Source organism: Nocardia araoensis NBRC 100135, from assembly GCF_000308435.1.
Classification (GTDB): Bacteria; Actinomycetota; Actinomycetes; order Mycobacteriales; family Mycobacteriaceae; genus Nocardia; species Nocardia araoensis.
The window spans coordinates 1-18005 of sequence record NZ_BAFR01000132.1; the positions used below are offsets into that span (position 1 = coordinate 1).

The 18005-nt window shown below is 69.5% G+C and carries 19 protein-coding genes and 1 tRNA gene; 7 read left to right on the forward strand and 13 right to left on the reverse strand.

The window, feature by feature from the left end:
- From ON21_RS37185 to pgsA, 4 genes are all read right to left on the reverse strand, one after another.
- The coding region (locus ON21_RS37185; RefSeq protein WP_174372180.1) for a PspA/IM30 family protein at positions 1 to 205 on the reverse strand (205 nt) is incomplete at its 3' end.
- 199 nt (positions 206 to 404) lie between these two features.
- On the reverse strand, positions 405 to 857 hold the full coding sequence (locus tag ON21_RS17910) for a helix-turn-helix domain-containing protein (RefSeq protein WP_039799309.1): 453 nt from the start codon (positions 855 to 857) through the stop codon (positions 405 to 407).
- Between the two features lie 112 nt (positions 858 to 969).
- Entirely contained in the window at positions 970 to 1497 is a 528-nt protein-coding gene (locus ON21_RS17915) for a CinA family protein (RefSeq protein ID WP_039799310.1), read from the reverse strand.
- A complete protein-coding gene (gene pgsA / locus ON21_RS17920; RefSeq protein WP_039799311.1) occupies positions 1494 to 2153 on the reverse strand; it encodes a CDP-diacylglycerol--glycerol-3-phosphate 3-phosphatidyltransferase in 660 nt (219 codons plus the stop codon). The genes ON21_RS17915 and pgsA overlap by 4 nt, the downstream gene beginning before the upstream one ends.
- Before the next feature lie 142 nt (positions 2154 to 2295).
- Here pgsA and ON21_RS17925 point away from each other — a divergent pair, with 142 nt between their 5' ends.
- On the forward strand, positions 2296 to 2862 hold the full coding sequence (locus ON21_RS17925; RefSeq protein ID WP_083880702.1) for an amino-acid N-acetyltransferase: 567 nt from the start codon (positions 2296 to 2298) through the stop codon (positions 2860 to 2862).
- Positions 2863 to 2888: 26 nt separating this feature from the next.
- Positions 2889 to 3173 carry a YciI family protein gene (locus ON21_RS17930; protein ID WP_039799314.1) on the forward strand — a complete coding sequence of 95 codons (285 nt, stop codon included), beginning with the start codon at positions 2889 to 2891 and terminating at the stop codon, positions 3171 to 3173.
- A 3-nt stretch (positions 3174 to 3176) separates the two neighbouring features.
- Here the strand turns inward: ON21_RS17930 and ON21_RS17935 are convergent, their stop codons facing one another.
- On the reverse strand, positions 3177 to 4157 hold the full coding sequence (locus ON21_RS17935) for a TerC family protein (RefSeq protein ID WP_039799315.1): 981 nt from the start codon (positions 4155 to 4157) through the stop codon (positions 3177 to 3179).
- A 128-nt stretch (positions 4158 to 4285) separates the two neighbouring features.
- Between ON21_RS17935 and ON21_RS17940 the strand changes: the two genes are divergently transcribed.
- Entirely contained in the window at positions 4286 to 5110 is an 825-nt protein-coding gene (locus ON21_RS17940) for a class I SAM-dependent methyltransferase (RefSeq protein WP_039799317.1), read from the forward strand.
- 293 nt (positions 5111 to 5403) lie between these two features.
- Positions 5404 to 5480: transfer RNA gene (locus ON21_RS17945), tRNA-Leu, on the forward strand.
- Between the two features lie 6 nt (positions 5481 to 5486).
- Here the strand turns inward: ON21_RS17945 and ON21_RS17950 are convergent.
- Together ON21_RS17950 and ON21_RS17955 are read right to left on the reverse strand one after the other, a co-directional pair.
- On the reverse strand, positions 5487 to 8066 hold the full coding sequence (locus tag ON21_RS17950) for a DNA translocase FtsK (protein ID WP_039799319.1): 2580 nt from the start codon (positions 8064 to 8066) through the stop codon (positions 5487 to 5489).
- A 116-nt stretch (positions 8067 to 8182) separates the two neighbouring features.
- Complete coding sequence (locus ON21_RS17955) at positions 8183 to 8806, reverse strand: TIGR03085 family metal-binding protein (protein WP_039799321.1); 624 nt, start codon at positions 8804 to 8806, stop codon at positions 8183 to 8185.
- A 411-nt stretch (positions 8807 to 9217) separates the two neighbouring features.
- Here ON21_RS17955 and ON21_RS17965 point away from each other — a divergent pair, with 411 nt between their 5' ends.
- Positions 9218 to 9598 carry a DUF4189 domain-containing protein gene (locus ON21_RS17965; RefSeq protein ID WP_245562643.1) on the forward strand — a complete coding sequence of 127 codons (381 nt, stop codon included), beginning with the start codon at positions 9218 to 9220 and terminating at the stop codon, positions 9596 to 9598.
- 294 nt (positions 9599 to 9892) lie between these two features.
- Positions 9893 to 10186 carry an MTB12 C-terminal domain-containing protein gene (locus tag ON21_RS40180; protein ID WP_245562644.1) on the forward strand — a complete coding sequence of 98 codons (294 nt, stop codon included), beginning with the start codon at positions 9893 to 9895 and terminating at the stop codon, positions 10184 to 10186.
- 64 nt (positions 10187 to 10250) lie between these two features.
- Here ON21_RS40180 and ON21_RS17975 read toward each other — a convergent pair whose 3' ends face one another.
- Together ON21_RS17975 and dapA are read right to left on the reverse strand one after the other, a co-directional pair.
- The gene (locus tag ON21_RS17975; protein ID WP_039799327.1) at positions 10251 to 12221 is read right to left on the reverse strand and encodes a ribonuclease J; all 1971 of its coding nucleotides are present in this window, start codon (positions 12219 to 12221) and stop codon (positions 10251 to 10253) included.
- Positions 12218 to 13126 carry a 4-hydroxy-tetrahydrodipicolinate synthase gene (gene dapA / locus ON21_RS17980; RefSeq protein WP_039799328.1) on the reverse strand — a complete coding sequence of 303 codons (909 nt, stop codon included), beginning with the start codon at positions 13124 to 13126 and terminating at the stop codon, positions 12218 to 12220. The genes ON21_RS17975 and dapA overlap by 4 nt, the downstream gene beginning before the upstream one ends.
- 148 nt (positions 13127 to 13274) lie before the next feature.
- Here dapA and ON21_RS17985 point away from each other — a divergent pair, with 148 nt between their 5' ends.
- A complete protein-coding gene (locus tag ON21_RS17985) occupies positions 13275 to 13718 on the forward strand; it encodes a hypothetical protein (protein WP_039799330.1) in 444 nt (147 codons plus the stop codon).
- Between the two features lie 9 nt (positions 13719 to 13727).
- Here ON21_RS17985 and ON21_RS17990 read toward each other — a convergent pair whose 3' ends face one another.
- The 4 genes from ON21_RS17990 to ON21_RS18005 are packed head-to-tail and all read right to left on the reverse strand — an operon-like array spanning position 13728 to position 17979.
- Positions 13728 to 14927, reverse strand: coding sequence for a winged helix-turn-helix domain-containing protein (locus tag ON21_RS17990; protein ID WP_039799370.1), 1200 nt, complete (start codon positions 14925 to 14927; stop codon positions 13728 to 13730).
- Positions 14928 to 14958: 31 nt separating this feature from the next.
- Positions 14959 to 15978: a DUF8320 family protein gene (locus tag ON21_RS17995; protein ID WP_039799331.1), complete on the reverse strand. Its 1020-nt coding sequence runs from the start codon at positions 15976 to 15978 to the stop codon at positions 14959 to 14961.
- Entirely contained in the window at positions 15971 to 17263 is a 1293-nt protein-coding gene (locus ON21_RS18000; protein ID WP_039799333.1) for an ATP-binding protein, read from the reverse strand. The genes ON21_RS17995 and ON21_RS18000 overlap by 8 nt, the downstream gene beginning before the upstream one ends.
- Complete coding sequence (locus ON21_RS18005; RefSeq protein ID WP_051020914.1) at positions 17260 to 17979, reverse strand: response regulator transcription factor; 720 nt, start codon at positions 17977 to 17979, stop codon at positions 17260 to 17262. The genes ON21_RS18000 and ON21_RS18005 overlap by 4 nt, the downstream gene beginning before the upstream one ends.
- Positions 17980 to 18005: the final 26 nt, after the last annotated feature.

An 18005-nucleotide genomic window follows, 5' to 3' on the forward strand; every position in this document is an offset into this window, starting at 1 on the left:
CTTCGTCCAGCTGCCGGTTCAGCTTCATCTCCAGCTGACGCTGGTTGCCGATGACCGACGCGGCCTGCTGCGAAAGGGCCTGGTGCTGCCGCTGGGCTTCCTCGATAGCCTGCTGAATCTGGACCTTCGGATCCGCGTGCTCCTCGATCTTCGCATCGAAGAGGGCCATCAGGTATTTCCAGGCCTTGACGAACGGATTAGCCATCGATTGATCCCGCCTCCATCTGACATGCCGCGCTCGGGCGCGACTCCAGTGCGCGACCGTCACGCACTCGATATGTGCCTATCCTCCACCATCCGGCACCCGGGCCGGGCGAACCCGGCCCAACCGACGCCTACGGAGAATCTATCCGCTTTCCGCCCCCGCCCGCAGCGTTGCCGGCGTGGCCGCGCCCCTTCGCCCGTCACGCACCCTTCACCAGGACCAACATGTCCGATCGTGGCGCGGGGATGACGATCCGGGTGTCCTCCGCCAGCGGCAGCGGCCGCGCGGGCGCATCGGCCACCGACATGGTGGCCGTCGCGGGCGCGGGCTCGGCCTGCGCGGCGGGTTCGGCCGCCGTCCGCTCCGGCTCGGACGCGGGCGTGGCAGCCGCGTCCGCGGGCGCACCGGCCGTCGCACCGTCGATGCCGGCCATGATCGTGCTCACATCCCACAGCACCCGCGATAGCGGCACGTCCAGCGCTTCGCAGATGGCGGCCAGCAATTCGCTGGAGGCCTCCTTGCGGCCCCGCTCGACTTCGGAGAGATAGCCGAGGCTCACCCGCGCCGACGTCGACACCTCGCGCAAGGTCCGGTTCTGGGCGAGACGCGCACGCCGCAGACTGTCCCCGATCGCCTCTCGCAGCAGCGTCATCTCGTTCTCCTTCGCTCCCGGTCGCCGGGCCGACGCGATTCTCGACCCCACGCATGCCGTTCTTTCTGGCACAACGTCGGAACCGGGGCGGATGGTTCCCGCCGGGGTCACCTCAGCCGCTCCGCCCGACGCGGTCGGCCGAGTCCGTGCCCGCCTCCCGCACACACCGCAGCAATTCCGCCACCGCCGTGCGCGTCGCACCGATTCTGATCGTCCACCGGTCGCCGGGGAGTTTCAACCGCATCACCTCGGTGTGCCCGGGACCGGCCAGTCCGAGGAAGACCGTGCCGACCGGGTGCCCGTCCTGCGAATCGGGACCCGCCACGCCGGTCAGCCCGACACCCCAGTCCGCGCCGCAGCGCGTGCGAGCGCCGACGGCCAGCTGTTCGGCGGTGCTCGCCGCCACCGGACCTTCGGCCGCGAGGACCTCCGCGTCGACGCCCGCCAGGCTGTGCTTGAGATCTGTGGCGTACACCACCAGGCCGCCACGCAGCACGGCACTCGCGCCCGGCACCCCGGCGATTGTCGCGGCGAGCAGGCCCGCGGTCAGCGATTCCGCGGTAGCCACTGTTTGCCGCACGGTCACCAGCGCACGAACGAGTTCGATGGCGGGCACCTCGGCGACCAGTGGATCGCTCATGCGCCGCGGTTCCGCCCCTGGCCGCCTGCGAACCACACCCGCCCCGCCTGACCGACGTAGTCCAGGCCGGTGGCCACGGTCAGCGCGACCGCCGAGTACATCAGCAGCATGCCGAGCCCGGCGATCCAGCCCGAAAGCGGCAGCAGCAACATGGCGATGGCCAGTGATTGCACCAGTGTCTTCAGCTTGCCGCCGCGCCCGGCGGGGATCACTCCGCGCCGCACGACGATCAAGCGCAGCAATGTGACGCCGATCTCCCGGCCGCAGATCACCAAGGTGATCCACCAGGCCAGATCCCCGAGTACCGACAGGCCGATCACCGCGGAACCGATCAGCGCTTTGTCCGCGATGGGATCGGCCAGTTTCCCGAAATCGGTCACCAACCCGTATTTGCGAGCCAATTGCCCGTCGAACCGGTCGGTGATCGCGGCGAGGCCGAACAGCGCCGCGGCGGCGATTCGCCAACCGGTCTGGTGACCATCTACCGCGAACAGCGCGAGGACGAACAGCGGCACGATCGCGATGCGCAGCATGGTGAGCACGTTCGCGATGTTGAACAACGGCGGCCCGCTCTCCGCCTGCGCGGGCGCGAAGCCCGGACGGGCCGGGGCGGGCGCGCTCCAGGGGCGGTCCGTCTCGTCGGGTTGCACGCTCATGCCTTCGCCCCACCGGCGGTCGGCGCGCTCACGGCCGCCTCGTCATACCGCCGCACCGCCCGGCGCGATGCGGTGAGCTGAACGAGTGGATCTGCGGCACACGTTCAGACTATCGGTAGCCGGGCCGACTACTGTGCACCCCATGACCTCTCGGGGACCACTAGGTGGTTCGACCAGCGACGCGTATCGGGGCGCGGCTTCGGCCGCGCAGAGTTCCCTCCCGGTCGTCCGACGCGCGCGAACCTCCGACGTGCCCGAGATCAAGCGCCTCGTCGACGTCTACGCGGGCCGCATCCTGCTGGAGAAGAACCTGGTCACCCTCTACGAGGCGGTGCAGGAGTTCTGGGTCGCCGAACTCGACGGTCACGTGGTCGGCTGCGGTGCGCTGCATGTGCTGTGGGCGGATCTCGGGGAGGTGCGCACGGTCGCGGTGCACCCCGATGTCAAGGGCGCCGGTGTGGGCAAACTCATCGTGCAGCGGCTGATCGCGGTGGCCCGCGAGCTCGAACTGGAACGGGTGTTCGTGCTGACCTTCGAGGTGGAGTTCTTCGGCAGGCACGGCTTCGTCGAGATCGACGGCACGCCGGTCACCGCCGAGGTGTACGCCGAGATGTGCCGGTCCTACGACACCGGTGTGGCCGAGTTCCTCGATTTGAGCTACGTGAAGCCGAACACGCTCGGCAATACTCGGATGCTGCTGACGCTCTGAGTCCGTCCCGACAGGAAGCGATACCCGTGCCGATCTTCGCCGTCCACTACGTCTACTCCGATGCCACCGTCGCGGGCCGCGACGTCCACCGCCCCGAGCACCGAGCCTGGCTGGCCGGTCTGCTCGAGGCGGGCGTCCTGCTCAGCAGCGGTCCGTACCCGGACGGGTCCGGAGCGCTGCTGCTGTTCCGCTCGCAGGACGAGGGACAGTTGAAGGACCTGCTCGCCCAGGATCCGTTCGCCCGGCAGAACCTCATCGATGACGTCCGCGCCGTGGAATGGGCCCCGGTCTTCGGCGCCTTCGCGCCCTGACGGCTACCGGTCCGCTCGGACCCGTGTGCGCAGCAGGCTGGCGACCGTCGCGACCACCAGGATGACCAGGATCACGCCCAGCGAGACGGGCGTGGAGATCTCCGGGACCGCGACGTGCTCGCCGCCGTTGACGAACGGCAGCGTGTTCTCGTGCAGGGCGTGCAGCACCAGCTTCACGCCGATGAACGCGAGGATCGCCGCCAGCCCGTAGGACAGGTACACCAGCCGGTCGAGCAATCCGCCGATCAGGAAGTACAGCTGTCGCAAGCCCATGAGCGCGAACGCGTTGGCGGTGAAGACCAGGTACGGCTGCTCGGTCAGGCCGTAGATGGCCGGGATCGAATCCAGCGCGAAGAGCAGGTCGGCGAACCCGATGGCGAGCAGCGCCAGCAACAGCGGCGTGACCACCCGGCGTCCGTCGACCCTGGTGATCAGCTTGTCGCCGTCGTACTCGTCGGTCGTGGGCAGCACCCGCTTGGCCAGCGCGACGATCCGGCTGTCGCGTTTCTCCTCGACCTCGACCTCGTGTCCGCTCTCGCGCAACAACTTGACCGCGGTGTAGACGAGGAACAGACCGAACAGATAGAACACCCAGCTGAACGCGCTGATCGCGGCCGCGCCGACGGCGATGAACGCACCGCGCATGGCCAAGGCGAGCACGATGCCGATCAACAGCACCTTCTGCTGGTAGATCCGCGGCACCGCGAAGGTGGACATGATGATCAGAAAGACGAACAGATTGTCCACCGAGAGCGCCTTCTCGGTGACGAAGCCCGCGTAGTACTCCCCGGCGTAGGTCGAGCCCCACTGCCAGGCGACCACGCCGCCGAACACCAGCGCCAGCCCGATGTAGACCGCGGACCAGAACCCGGATTCCCGGAACGTCGGTTCGTGCGGGGTGCGGACATGGGCGAAGAAGTCGAAGACGAACAGGCCGAGGATCACCACGACGGTGATCGCCCATTCGAGTGCGGTTACGTGCATACGGTGTGCCGATCGAAGAACATGATGTCCATAATGCCCGATTTGTCCGTTACTGCGTGATAGCGGATTGATTGCCGCCCATAATTCCACATGCGTTCACCCGGTCGTTCGTGCCACAGTCGTCGCTTGTGGCCGACGACTACCGCACCCTCAACCGCGCCAACTGGGACGAGCGCGCTCCCGCGCACGCCGCCTCCCGCGAATACGCGGTCGACCGCTTCGTCACCGACCCCGCCTTCCTCAGCGACGTCGTGCGCTTCGATCTTCCGCTGCTCGGTGACATCTCCGGCCTGCGCGGCGTGCACCTGCAGTGCCACATCGGCACCGACACGCTGTCCTTGGCGCGGCTCGGCGCGACGATGACCGGACTCGACTTCTCTCCCTCCTCCTTGGCGCAGGCTCGGTTGCTGGCCGAGCGGACCGCGACGCCGATCGATTTCGCCGAAGCGGACGTCTACGACGCGGTCGACGCACTCGGCGGCGCGCGATTCGACCTGGTGTTCACCGGCATCGGCGCGCTGTGCTGGCTGCCGAGCGTCGCCAGGTGGGCGGAGGTCGTCGCCGAACTGTTGCGGCCGGGCGGACGGCTGTTCCTGCGGGAAGGCCATCCCGCGCTGTGGTCGATGGACGACGACCACGGCGGCAGGCTCGTCGTCGGCTACCCGTACTTCGAGACGCCCGAGCCGATGGTCTTCCAGGACGGCACCACCTACGTCGAGACCGATGTCCGGTTCACCCGGATCACCACGCACGAATGGAACCACGGGCTCGGCGAGGTCGTCAGCGCACTGCTGGCGGCGGGCCTCACCCTGACCGGCCTGGTCGAACATCGCAGTGTCCCGTGGAACGCGTTGCCCGGCTTGATGTCAGCGGGCCAGGACGGTGAATGGCGGCTGACCCGGCATCCGGAGAGGCTGCCGTTGAGCTATACCCTCCAGGCACGCAAGAACTGAACCGGGTAGGGTCGTCCGCGACGCAAAAGCGGTTCCCAACACCGGCATCCGGTGCTAATTTCTGAGCCGCGAAGATCACAGACCACAGGAAGGCGCGACGATGACCACGACGGCTGGGCGGCAGGGGTTGCCGAGCGGTGCGTCGTATGCCCGCGCCGGGCTATGGGTCTCGTCCGTCCTCCGGCGGATGAGCGCGCGGAGCCGCCCCTGAAACGTGTCTTTCGCAGACCCGTAGCGAGAAGGGGTCACTCCGCGGCGAACAGCCTGGAGTGACCCCTTTTTCGTGCGACCGATCCCTCGTAGCCCAACAGGTAGAGGCGCCGGACCTAGATTCCGGTAGATGCGAGTTCGAATCTCGCCGAGGGAACCAGCCGGATCACTCCGATGACTCGGCGGGGTCGCCGCCGTCCCCGCCGCCGCGGATCGACCACAGCAACCCTTCCAGCTCATCGGGTTTCACCAGCACGCCGCGCGCCTTGGAACCCTCGCTCGGGCCGACCACGCCTCGGGTCTCCATGAGGTCCATCAGCCGCCCCGCCTTGGCGAAGCCGACGCGCAACTTGCGCTGCAGCATGGAGGTGGACCCGAACTGCGAAGTGACCACGAGTTCCACCGCCTGCAGGAAGACGTCGAGATCGTCGCCGATGTCGGGGTCGACGTCCTTCTTCTCGCCCGCCTTCGCTGCGGTGACGCCCTCTTGGTACTCCGGCGCCGCCTGATTCTTGGTGAACTCGACGACGCCGTGGATCTCCTCGTCGCTGATGAACGCGCCCTGCAACCGGGTCGGCTTGCCCGCCCCCATCGGCAGGAACAAGCCGTCGCCCATGCCGATCAACTTCTCCGCGCCGGGCTGGTCGAGGATGACGCGCGAATCGGTCAGCGAGGAGGTGGCGAAGGCGAGCCGGGAGGGGACGTTGGTCTTGATCAGACCGGTCACCACGTCCACCGAGGGCCGCTGGGTGGCCAGCACGAGGTGGATACCGGCCGCACGGGCCTTCTGGGTGATGCGGACGATGGCGTCCTCCACGTCGCGCGGAGCGGTCATCATGAGATCGGCCAACTCGTCGACGATGGCCAGGATGTACGGGTAGGGCCGGTAGACCCGTTCGCTGCCCAGCGGCGCGGTGATCGCCCCCGACTTCACCTTCTTGTTGAAGTCGTCGATGTGGCGCACCTTGTTGGCCTGCATGTCCTGGTAGCGCTGCTCCATCTCCTCGACCAGCCAGGCCAGCGCGGCCGCCGCCTTCTTCGGCTGCGTGATGATCGGCGTGATCAGGTGCGGAATGCCCTCGTAGGGAGTCAGTTCCACCATCTTCGGGTCGATCAGGATCATCCGGACCTCGTCCGGTGTCGCCCGCTGCAACAGCGACACCAGCATCGAGTTCACGAAGCTGGATTTACCCGAGCCGGTGGAACCCGCGACCAGCAGGTGCGGCATCTTGGCCAGATTCGCGGAGACGAACTCGCCCTCGATGTTCTTGCCCAGACCGATCACCAGCGGATGGTGGTCGTTGCGGGTGGCGGGCGCCTTGAGCACGTCGGCGAGACGGACCAGCTCACGGTCGGCGTTGGGCACCTCGATGCCGACGGCGGACTTGCCGGGGATCGGGGCGAGCAGCCGGACGTTCTCGGTCGCGACGGCGTAGGCGATGTTGCGCGCCAGCGCGGTGATCTTCTCCACCTTCACGCCGGGACCGAGCTCGACCTCGTAGCGCGTCACCGTCGGGCCGCGGACGAACCCCGTCACCGCGGCGTCGATCTTGAACTGCACCAGCACCTCGGTGATCGCCTCGATCATCGATTCGTTGGCGGCGCTGCGTTTCTTGGGCGGATCCCCGTCGGTCAGCAGCGACAACGGCGGCAGCGTGTAGTCGCCTTCGACCTCGCGGTCGGTGACGAACTCCAGCTGTTTCGGCGGCGGCGGTGTCTGATCCTCCACCACCGCGGCGGGGCGCTGCTTCTTCGGCTTCGGTTTCGGCGCGGGTTCCTCGGCCGCGATCTGCTTGGCGTCGCGCAGCGGTGGTTCGCCGAGCGATTCGGTGACCGCGTCGGGATCGCCGAACTCGTCGGGCGGGTAGTTCTCCGCGGGCGTGCGGCCGCGACGCTTGGTGGTGGCGCGATGCACCGGGAATCCGTCGGCGTCGTAGTCGGCCGGGTCGTAGTCCCTGCGCTCGCCGTCGAATTCGCCGGTCTCGGTACCGAGGTAGCGACGCAGCTTGGCGGGCACCTCGCGCACCGTCGTCCCGGTCACCAGCAGCGCGCCGAAGACGATGGCCAGCAACAGGATCGGTACCGAGAGCCAGGCGGTGAGGCCGTCGGTCAGCGGACCGCCGGTCACGAGGCCGACGAAACCGGCCGCCCTGGAACGCCCGTGCGCGTCGGTGGGGGCGCCCGCGGCGATGTGCCACAGCCCGAGGACCGGCAGGCCGATCAGTAGGCCACCCAGCACCAGCCGCGGCCGGATCTCGGGGCGCGGTTCGGTGCGCATCAGGACGACGGCGATGCCGGAGGCGACGAACGGCAGGGCGGCGGAGGCCGATCCGGAGATCGCGCGGATCACGTCCTCCACCAGGTGGCCGATGGGGCCGCCTGCCGACAACCAGACCGCCGCCGCGATCACGGCGCTCAGCGCGATCAGCGCGAGCGCGACGCCGTCGCGCCGATGTCCGTGTTCGATCTCGCCCGCGCGGCTCAGGGCGCGCGTGGTCGCACCGAGCCCGCGGGCCAACATCGTCCAGCCGCTGCCGATGCCCTGGGTGATCACCGTGAGCGGAGCCGTGTTGGAAGGACGGCGCACCGGGCGCCGGGCCGAGGTGGTGCGCCTGCGGGGCGTGGCGGTCGCCCTGGGCGTCGCCGTGCGGGGGGTGGCCGCGCGAGACCGCGCCGTGGTAGTCCTCCCCCGCGCCGATCCCGCCCGCGCCCGACTGGTCGTGGTGCTGCGGGACTTACCTGCCATGGCCCCAGGCTAGCCGCAATCGCCCCATCCGGACCATCCGCAACACTGGTGCCGTTCCGCCTCGCACGGCTTTTCGCCGGTCACCGGTTCCCCGGGACGGGGCGATGGCAGTGAAATCAGACCGATCGGTCCGACTCGGCCAGCGCCCGGACCGCCTCCGGGGATCCGGCGGTCTGCAGCCGCACTTCGTCCCGGCCGAAGGCGTGCAACACCAGTTCCGACGGCCTTCCGGTGAGCGTGACGACGTCGTCGGACGCGGACCGCACCACCGTGCGTCTGCCGTCCGGCGTCACCAACTCGACCGTGACCGGCGCCTTGCGGTAGGCCATCCTGGCCATCTTGCGCAGCACCGACCACAGTTGATCCTCGTCGGCGGCGGGCAGTTCGCGCGGCTGCCAACCGGGCTCGGCGCGGCGCACGTCCTCGTGATGGACGAACATCTCCGACAGATTGACCACGGCGTCGACCGGCCGCAGCGGCGACCACCACGGCGGGCCGATACGCACCTGCTCCAGCAGTTCGGGGAACGGCTTGCCTGCCGCCTTCGCCCGTACACGCTCGAGATACCCCGCGAACGGCTTCAGCAGGATGCCCGGCGCGGCATCCGGCCGCCGTTCGCGGACCACCAAGTGCGCGGCCAGATCCCGCACCGTCCAGGTGCCGCAGAGCGTCCGCGCCTCCGGTCCCGCCGCCGCCATCGCCTCGACGATTCCCCGGCGTTCCCGCTGTGCCATGGTCACACCCCGAACATACCGACCACTCGGCCGAGCCGTCGCGCGGCACGACGCACCGCGCTCACCGCAACCGCGGCGCACCGGGCGATCCCGGCATCGGGATCTCCCCGCGGCGCGCGGCCGACCACGGCACCGAGGGCCGTGCCGCGCTGCGGCGCCGTTCGGAACGGAGATCCGATGACGTTGCACAACATCGAGTTTCACCCGCAGGAGGGCCGCGGAAGCATCGGCGTCCCAGTTGCGGGGCGGGTGCCCGTGCGCCACACTGGGCACCACGCCGACCGATACGCGTCCGTATCACGACGTTCGCCACTCTCCCTGCCGGGAAATCTCCGGCTAGCGTAATGAGAATCGGCTCTGTACCTTGTCACTCGGTCCATCGGGTCGTGGGCCAATGACAAGAAGGGGCAAATCCTCGTGAAGAAGTTTGCTACCGGTGTGGCCGCGCTCGCGGCGGTAGGCGCCGCGCTGGCTGTCAGCGCGCCCACCGCGAACGCCTACACCAACAACTACGGCGCGATCGCGCTGTCCACCTCCACCGGTTTGATCGGGTACTCCTACGACTACCCGAGCTCGGCCGCCGCGGAGCAACGCGCGATCAGCTCCTGCGGCGCAGGTGATTGCCAGTCGGTGGTCTGGTTCCGCAACGGCTGCGGCGCCGTGGCGTACTCCAGTGGCACCGGCACCTGGAGCTGGGGGTATGCGTCGTCGCGGCGCAGCGCGCAGGGCCAGGCTCTGGCGCACAACGATTCCGATGCCTACATCGTGCACTGGAACTGCACGTCCAACCACGGCTGACGCCCGGACTTCGAGTCGAAGGAAACAACGTGAAGCACCGCACTTTCCGGACCACCGTGGCCGTCGTCCTCACCGCACTGGCCTGCTCGCTGACCGCCTGCGCATCCAACGACGACTCCTCGTCCACGAGCACCAGCCCCAACCCCGGCCACGCGGCTGGTGAGTTGGAGGGCGGCTCGGACAAGGGCGACAAGGAGGCCGGCTCCGCGCCGACCACGCCGTCCTCGCCCGCACTGCCGAAGCCCACCGCGCAGCAGCTCAACGAGCGGCTGCGAGAAGGCGTTCGACCCCAACGTGCCGAACACCGAGAAGATCAGCTGGATCCAGGCCGCCGAGCAGGATCCCTACCTGGTGGCCAATCTCGTCGACGCCGCGAAGAAGCAGAAGGTCACCGTCGAGGTCACCAACGTCGGCGACCCGAAGGACGGCAAGCTCAAGGCCGACGCCAAGGTCACCATCGACGGCACCCCGGTGGACGACGCCTTCATCCAGTTCGTGTCCGAGGGCGGCCAGTGGAAGGTCGACCACACCTTCGCCTGCAACATCGTCAAGAGCGCGAAGATCGAGTCCGCGGCCTGCCAGGAGTAAGGCCCGCTGATGCTCGAAAGCGCCGGACAGCTGAGCTGTCCGGCGCTTTTCGCTGTCGAGGAGATCAGACCCCGATGACGGTCGGCACGATCATCGGACGACGACGGTAGGTTTCGGCCACCCAGCGACCCACCACCCGGCGCACGCCCTGCGCGATGCGGTGGGTATCGGTGACGCCTTCGCCCGCCAGCCGCAGCAGTTCGGCTTCCACCAGTTCCGCGGCGTCGAGCAGTGCGGTGGGATCGTCGGAGAAGCCGCGTCCGCTCAGCTCCGGAGTGCTCACCGCCTTGCCGGTGGTCTCGTCGATGGCGACGGTGATGGCGATGAAACCGCCCTCACCGAGCACCAGCCGGTCCGACAGCGTCGATTCCCCGACATCGCCCACCGACAGCCCGTCGACGTACACGTGGCCCACCGGCACCCGGCCGACAATCGAGGCGATGCCGTCGACCAGGTCGACGACCACGCCGTCCTCGGCGAGCACCACCCGCTCCTGCGGCACCCCGGTCGCCACCGCCAGAGCCGCGTTCGCGCGCAGATGGCGCCACTCGCCGTGCACCGGCATCGCGTTGGTCGGCCGCACCGCGTTGTACAGGTACAGCAACTCGCCCGCCGAGGCGTGCCCGGAGACGTGCACCTTGGCGTTCTGCTGGGTGATCACCGTGGCTCCGAGCCGAGCCAAGCCGTTCACCACCGCGAACACCGAGTTCTCGTTCCCGGGGATGAGCGAGGAGGCCAGCACCACCAGGTCGTCGGGACGGATGTTGATCTGCCGGTGGTCGCCGCGCGCCATGCGCGACAGCGCCGACAGCGGCTCGCCCTGCGAACCCGTGGAGATCAGCACCAGGCGGTGGCTGGGCAGGGTGGCGGCGACATCGAGGTCGACGACCACGCCCTCCGGCACGGTGAGATAGCCCAGGTCCTGGGCGATCTGCATATTGCGGACCATCGAGCGGCCGACGAAACACACTCGCCGCCCGTACTTCTGGGCCACGTCGACGACCTGCTGGATGCGGTGCACATGACTGGCGAAGGACGCGACGATGACCCGGCCGTTCGCCTTGCCGATCACCGAGTCCAGCACGCCGCCGATCTCGCGCTCCGGCGTGACGAAACCGGGGACCTCGGCGTTGGTGGAGTCGACCAGGAACAGGTCGACGCCCTCGTCGCCGAGCCGGGAGAACCCGGCCAGGTCGGTGAGCCGCCCGTCCAGCGGAAGCTGGTCGAGCTTGATGTCACCGGTGTGCAGGGCGACGCCGGCCGGCGTGCGGATGGCGACGGCGAGCGCGTCGGGAATGGAGTGGTTGACCGCGAAGTACTCGCAGCCGAACGGGCCGTGTGTGGTGTGCTGCCCCTCGGTCACTTCGATCAGCTTCGGGTGCAAACGGTGCTCCCGGCACTTCGCGGCGACCAGCGCCAAGGTGAACTTCGAGCCGACGACCGGGATGTCCGGCCGCAGCCGCAGCAGGAACGGCACCGCGCCGATGTGGTCCTCGTGTCCGTGCGTGAGCACGACGGCCACCACGTCGTCGATCCGGTCCTCGATGGGGCGGAAGTCCGGCAGGATCAAATCGACGCCCGGCTGCTGGTCCTCCGGGAACAGCACGCCGCAGTCGACGATCAGCAGCTTGCCGCCGTACTCGAAAACCGTCATGTTGCGGCCGATTTCGCCGATGCCGCCGAGGGCGACCACGCGCAGGCCGTTGTCGGGCAGGGCGGGCGGAGCGCCGAGCCGGTCGTGCGCGGCGACCGGATGCGGTTGCGCCGCAGGCTCTTCGACCCGTCGCGCGCCGGACTGTCCCCGTCCGCGACCCGCTCGACGTGGCCCCGCATCCTTGGCGCCTCTGCGCGCCTGCACGCGCGCGGGCTCCTCGGCCGGTACCGCGGCCGCCGTCGTCTCGGCGCGCGGAGCCTCGGGCAGCGCGGCGGCCTCCGCGGGCACGGCCGGTGCCGCCTGCTCCACCGGTGCGGCGGGGGCGGGTGCTCCCGCGGGACGGGACGCGCCGCGGCGGCGCCGGGGTAGGGACTCGCTCACGAAAGCACTCCGACCGCTCGCAGGTCCGCGGCAAGCCCCTCCAGCTGCGCGCCGGTCGGCATCAACTGCGGCAGCCGCGGTTCGCCGACCTCCACACCGAGCAGCCGCAATCCGCCCTTGCTCATCGCGACGCCGCCCAGCCTGGCCATCGCGGCGTGCAGCGGCAGCAGGGTGGTGTTGATCTCGCGGGCGCGTACGACCTCGCCCGCCGTGTACGCCTCCAGCAGCGCGCGCAGCCGTTCGGGCACGAGATGCCCGATGACGCTGATGAATCCGGCCGCGCCGACCGACAGCCAGGGCAGGTTGAGCGCGTCGTCGCCGGAGTAGAACGTCAGACCGGTGCTCGCGATGAGCTCGGCGCCCATGTTCAGGTCGCCCTTGGCGTCCTTGACCGCGACGATGCGGGGGTGCTCGGCGAGCTTGCGGATGGTGTCGCTGGCGATCGGCACCACCGACCGTCCCGGGATGTCGTACAGGGTGACCGGCAGATCGGTGGCATCCGCGACGGCGGTGAAATGAGCGACCAGCCCCTCTTGGGAGGGCCGGGAGTAATACGGCGTCACCACGAGCAAACCGTGTGCACCCGCCCGCTGCGCATTGCGGGCGAGCTCGATCGAATGCGCGGTGTCGTAGGTGCCGGCACCGGCGATCACGGTCGCGCGCTTGCCGACGGCGTCGACGACGGCACGCAGCAGATCGGCCTTCTCCGATTCGGTGGTGGTGGGCGATTCACCGGTGGTTCCCGAGATCGCGAGCAGGTCGACGCCGCGATCGACCAGGCGGGCCGCGAGCGCGACCCCGGCATCGACGTCGAGCTTGCCGTCGGCGCTGAAGGGGGTCACCATCGCGACACCTACCGTGCCGGACGCACGCAGCTCCGTTGGCGTCGATTCACCGTTCTTCATGGTCAGAAAGGCTACCCGGTCTCGGACACGCCCTCGACACCGTCGTCGGCGATCAGGCCGCAACAAGGACGCGAATCCATATCGCCGACGGCGTGATGATGTCATATTGCCGCTTTCCCGACATCAGAAATGATGTCACACTGGCGTCATGGATTTGAACAAGTACACCAGTCAGCTGCGGGACAACCTGATCGCCGCCGCGGCGCTCGGTGACGAGAAGACCCAGGCCACGGCGGCCGCACTGGCCGCGGCGACGGAAGGCCCGGCCCGCTTGGTGCTGCTTGCCGCGCTGTCGGACCTCGCCGCCGAGGTCAGCGCCGCGCTCGGCGACCGCACGGTACACGTCTCGGTGGACGGCACCGACGCCTCCATCGATGTGCGCAAGAGCACCGTGGGCGAGGAGTCCCCCTCGTTCGAGGAGATGACCGGAGACATCAGCAGGGTCACGCTGCGGCTGGTGGAACAGATGAAGGCGCGCGCGGAAGAGGCTGCCGCACAGAGCGGTCAGTCCCTGAACTCGTGGCTGTCCAGCGCCGTCCACGGGGCCTTGCGCGACCAGATGCGCGGGTACGGGCCCAAACGAGACATCTGACCGGTCGCGCTACAGCAACGCGGCGAGATTGCCGCGATCGCCGATGACGACCTCGTCCAGTTCGAGCCAGTCGGCGAGTTCGCGCAGCGCGCCGCCGAGCGCGTGCGCGGTGGCCGCGGTGTCGTACCCGGGCTCGGCGAACGCGGCGGGCACCCACAACCGGCCGTTCGCGCGTTCCGCCCGCAGATCGACGCGGCCGACGAGTTCGCCGTCGAGCAGGAACGGGAAGACGTAGTACCCGTGCACCCGTTTGTGTTCGGGGGTGTAGATCTCGATGCGGTAGTGGAAATCGAAGATCCGCTCCGTGCGGGCGCGGAAGAAGATGAGCGGGTCGAACGGGCACAGCAGTGCGGTGCCTTCGATACGACGCGGCGTCGGCGTGCCCGCCCGCAGATAAGCCGGTTTCCCCCAGCCCGCCACCTCCACCGGGATCAGTTCCCCCGCGCCCACCAGATCGGCGATGGCCGGTTCGGTCTGCGTGCGTTGCAACCGGTAGTAGTCGCGCAGGTCCGCTTCGGTGCCGATGCCGTGCGCGGTGGCGGCACGCAGCACGAGTTCACGGACGGCGTCCGGCTCGGCGACGTCGCGGGCCAGCACGTCCGCGGGTAGCACCCGCTCGGTCAGGTCGTAGTGCCTGGTGAACCCCACGCGCGTGGCCACCGACAACGCGCCCGCCGCGAAGAGCTGCTCGCAGATCATCTTCGTATCGCTGAGATTCCACCAGGAGCCCTTCGGGCGCGGCTTGTCCAGCTCCAGGTGACGCTCCACCTCGCCCGCGGTGGCCGGGCCGACCGCGGTGATCACGTCCAAGATGTCCTTGCCGAGGGTGGGGTTGCGCTCGACCACCTTGCGCATGCCCGACCAGCGCCCGTGCTCGTACCGCCGCATCCGCCAGCGCAGCAGCGGCCAATCCTCGACCGGGATGAGCGCGGCCTCGTGCGCCCAATACTCGACGAGCGACCGTGGCCGCCGCGAGCCGTTGCTCCACGCGGCCTGATCCAGGAGCGTGCGGTCGTAGGGCCCGATCCGGCTGAACACCGGCGCGTAATGCGCCCGCACCACCGCCGACACCGAATCCAGTTGCAGCAGCTGCGTTCGGTCCACGACCCCGAGCACCGTCCGCCGCGTGACCCGAGCGGGCCTGCGTGCCCCGAAGCCCTGCGCCGCCAACGCCGTTCGCCGCGCCGCCGCAGCACCCATCTTCCGCATGCGGGAAACGATGCCATGCCCCACCGACACGTCAGGTCGACACCGTGACCGTACCCGTGGCGTCGATCTCGGTGCGGCGGTCGCGGTCCGACGCGGTGGCCAGGACGGTGGCCAGGATGCGGCGGCCGGTGGGGAGGATGCGGACGGTGACCGAACCGTCGTTGGCGGCGTCCAGTTCCCTGGTGGCGGCGTCGATCACCTGCTGCCGCACCCGGTGCGGAACGCCGGTGAAGCCGCCGTCGTCGAGCAGGACCACCTCGACACCGCGGGAGCGTGCCCCGCGGGCGGCACTGCTGAGCTGGTCGGTGGCCAGCTGCGGGGCCCGAAGTCCATCCCGGAGTTCGGCTTCCAGGAGCCTGCACTGTTCCCGGTCGGCGGCGGTGAGTTCGTCGCCGTCGGCGATGCGTTCCAGGATCGGGCGCGCCACCGCGTCCAGCCGAGCCAGCTGACGGGTGCGTTCGGAGTTCTCCGCCACCATCGCGGCCTCGGCGGCGGCGCGCATGGCCGCTTCCTCGCGCAGCAACCGCAGCGACCGCTGGGTGGGCCGCATGACCGCGGCGAACAGGGAAACCCCGGCGACCGTCGCGACCGGCACGATCGAACCGACGACCACGCCCACCCGCAGGCCCGCCACCACACCGACCACCGCGATCACCACGCCGATGCCCGCGACACCGAGCCAGGCCGCGGCCAAGCGACCGCGCAGCACGAGCACGGCCAGCACATAGGACGCGGCGAACGCCGTCCATACCTGCTTCGACCAGCCGTGCTCCACATCGAACGAGGTCAGGATGGTCGCCAGCGGGCCGGAAGCGGCGACGAACACGGTCGCGCGCCATGGCAGCGGGTCGGTCGGCGCCGCCACCACCACGACACCGGCCAGCGCCAGCACCACCAGCGCCGCGACCGCCGCGGCCACCGGCGATTCCGAGAAGTTCCGGACCATGTACAGCACGATGGTCGCTTCGAGCACGACCAGGAACAACCAGGCCGCCCGGTCGCGGAGCCCGAGCAGATCGCGCAGCGCGAATTCGGTTTCCGGCTCAGCCATTTCCGCCCCACACCAGCGTCACGGTCGTGCCCTCGCCCGGCTCGGATTCCACGAACCCGGCGCCGCCGGCCAGCTGACGCATCCGGCCCAGGATGCTCACGGAGATGCCGAGCCGATCGACGGGCACCCGACTCAGGTCGAAACCGGCGCCGTCGTCGCGGAACACCACACGGATCCCGCCCGCGCTGATCGTCACTGTGACAGTCCGGCGCACCTCCCGCCCGACGACGGTGGCGTGCCGCAGACTGTTGCGCACCGCCTCGGCCAGCGCGGCCGCGATGGTGCTCGCGGCATCTACCGGCAGGTGCAGATCGTCGAATCCGGCCCAGCGCCGCGTGGTGAACCGAATGCCGGGGTTCACCTCGTGCACGGCCGAGCGGAGGAACCCGATCGCGGATTGCGCGTCCAGGCGGTCGGGTTCGGTCTCGGCGACCCGGCATTCGTCGAGTTGTTCCAAGGTCCGTTCGGCTTGGCGGCGTAGCACCGGAGATTCGGTCCCGGCCCGCGAGGCATCCAAGAGGGTGGACAGCACCGCGTCGTGGATCAGAGCGGCGAATCGCGCGCGCTCCCGTTCCCTGGCCGCCGCGCCCGCGACCGCCGCCGCGCGGCTGCTCTCGATCGCCGACTCACGATCCACTCGGGCCGCCGCCGCCCTGGCATAGATCACACACCACAGGAACAGCGCGCTCAGCCCGGCCGCCCTGGCGAAGTCGCCGAGCAGCGCGAGCGCGGTGGTCTCCCGCAGCACGACCAGGTTGGCCAGCGCGCTGAACGCCGCGCCCACCACCAGGTAGGCCACGGCCAGCGGCGGACGCCAGGCGAGCACGGCGGCGAGAACGCCCAACGCCAGCACCCGGTACAACCACACCGACGCCGCCCCTTCGGCATTCGGCACCGCATACGCCAGCGGAACCACCGCCATCGCCCCGAGGAAACTCACCGCCGCCGCACCGGCCACCCGCTGGATCACGCGCGTGCTCATGCCGACCGAGACGATCGCGAGCACCGGGAACGGCCCGAAAGCCAGGGCCACCTCGACGACCGTCCACCGTACGGGCACGAAACGGCTCTGATCGGCGATCTCGGGCAGCTCCACGATCGCGGCGATCACGCCCGCGACGCCGATGGCGAAGCCGAACCGGCGCAGGATGCGGTCGGCGGCGCCCTCGGAGGCTTTCTCCCTGGACAGCGCCATGACTCCGCGACGCCAACGGCTCGCGCGCGGCCGGTCGCGCGGGAGGGAGCGCGGGTGTTTCGGGGTGTCCAGCATGCTGGACGTGATCATCCGCGCGACTGCCGCTCGGGAACCGGCAACCACCCGTCCTCCACCGCCCGCTTGTACAGGTCGGTCTTGGTGGGCGCCGGACGACCGGCATCGGCGTACTTCTGGCGGATCCGGCCGAGATAGTCGTTGACCGTCTGCTCGGACAGACCGGTCAACCGCGCGACCCGCGATGCCTTCTCACCGGACGCGTACAGCGTGAGCACTTCCTCCTGGCGCGGGCTCAGACCCACGTCGGACAACTGCGGATCGCCATCGATGGCGGCCGCCCAGTCGGTGGTGACCACCTGTTCGCCGCTGGCCGCACGGCGCACGGCGGCGACGACGGTCGGCACGTCCTCGGACTTGCGCACCACACCCAGCACGCCGGCGCGCGCGGCGGAACGCACCAGGAAAGCGTTGTCCGCGCCGGTGAAGACCAGCACCTCGATGCCGCGGTCACGCAGGGCGCGCACGTTGTCCTCGGGCGAGGACCCGTCGGCCAGCCGCAGGTCCAGCACCACGAGATCCAGCTTCGGCGCGCCGTCGGCGGCGGCCAGCAGTTCCGGGACGGTGCCCGCGGTCAGCACCAGATCGAGATCCTTTTCCCGCGCGAGCATCGCGGCGAGACCGATCGCGACCGATTCGTGGTCCTCGACCAATCCGATTCGCCGCGGGGTGTTCTCATTGCCTTCGGCCCAGGTCACCTGGTTCTCCCATCCCGAGCTACTCGTCCTCATCCCCACCGCGACAACAATCGCAGACA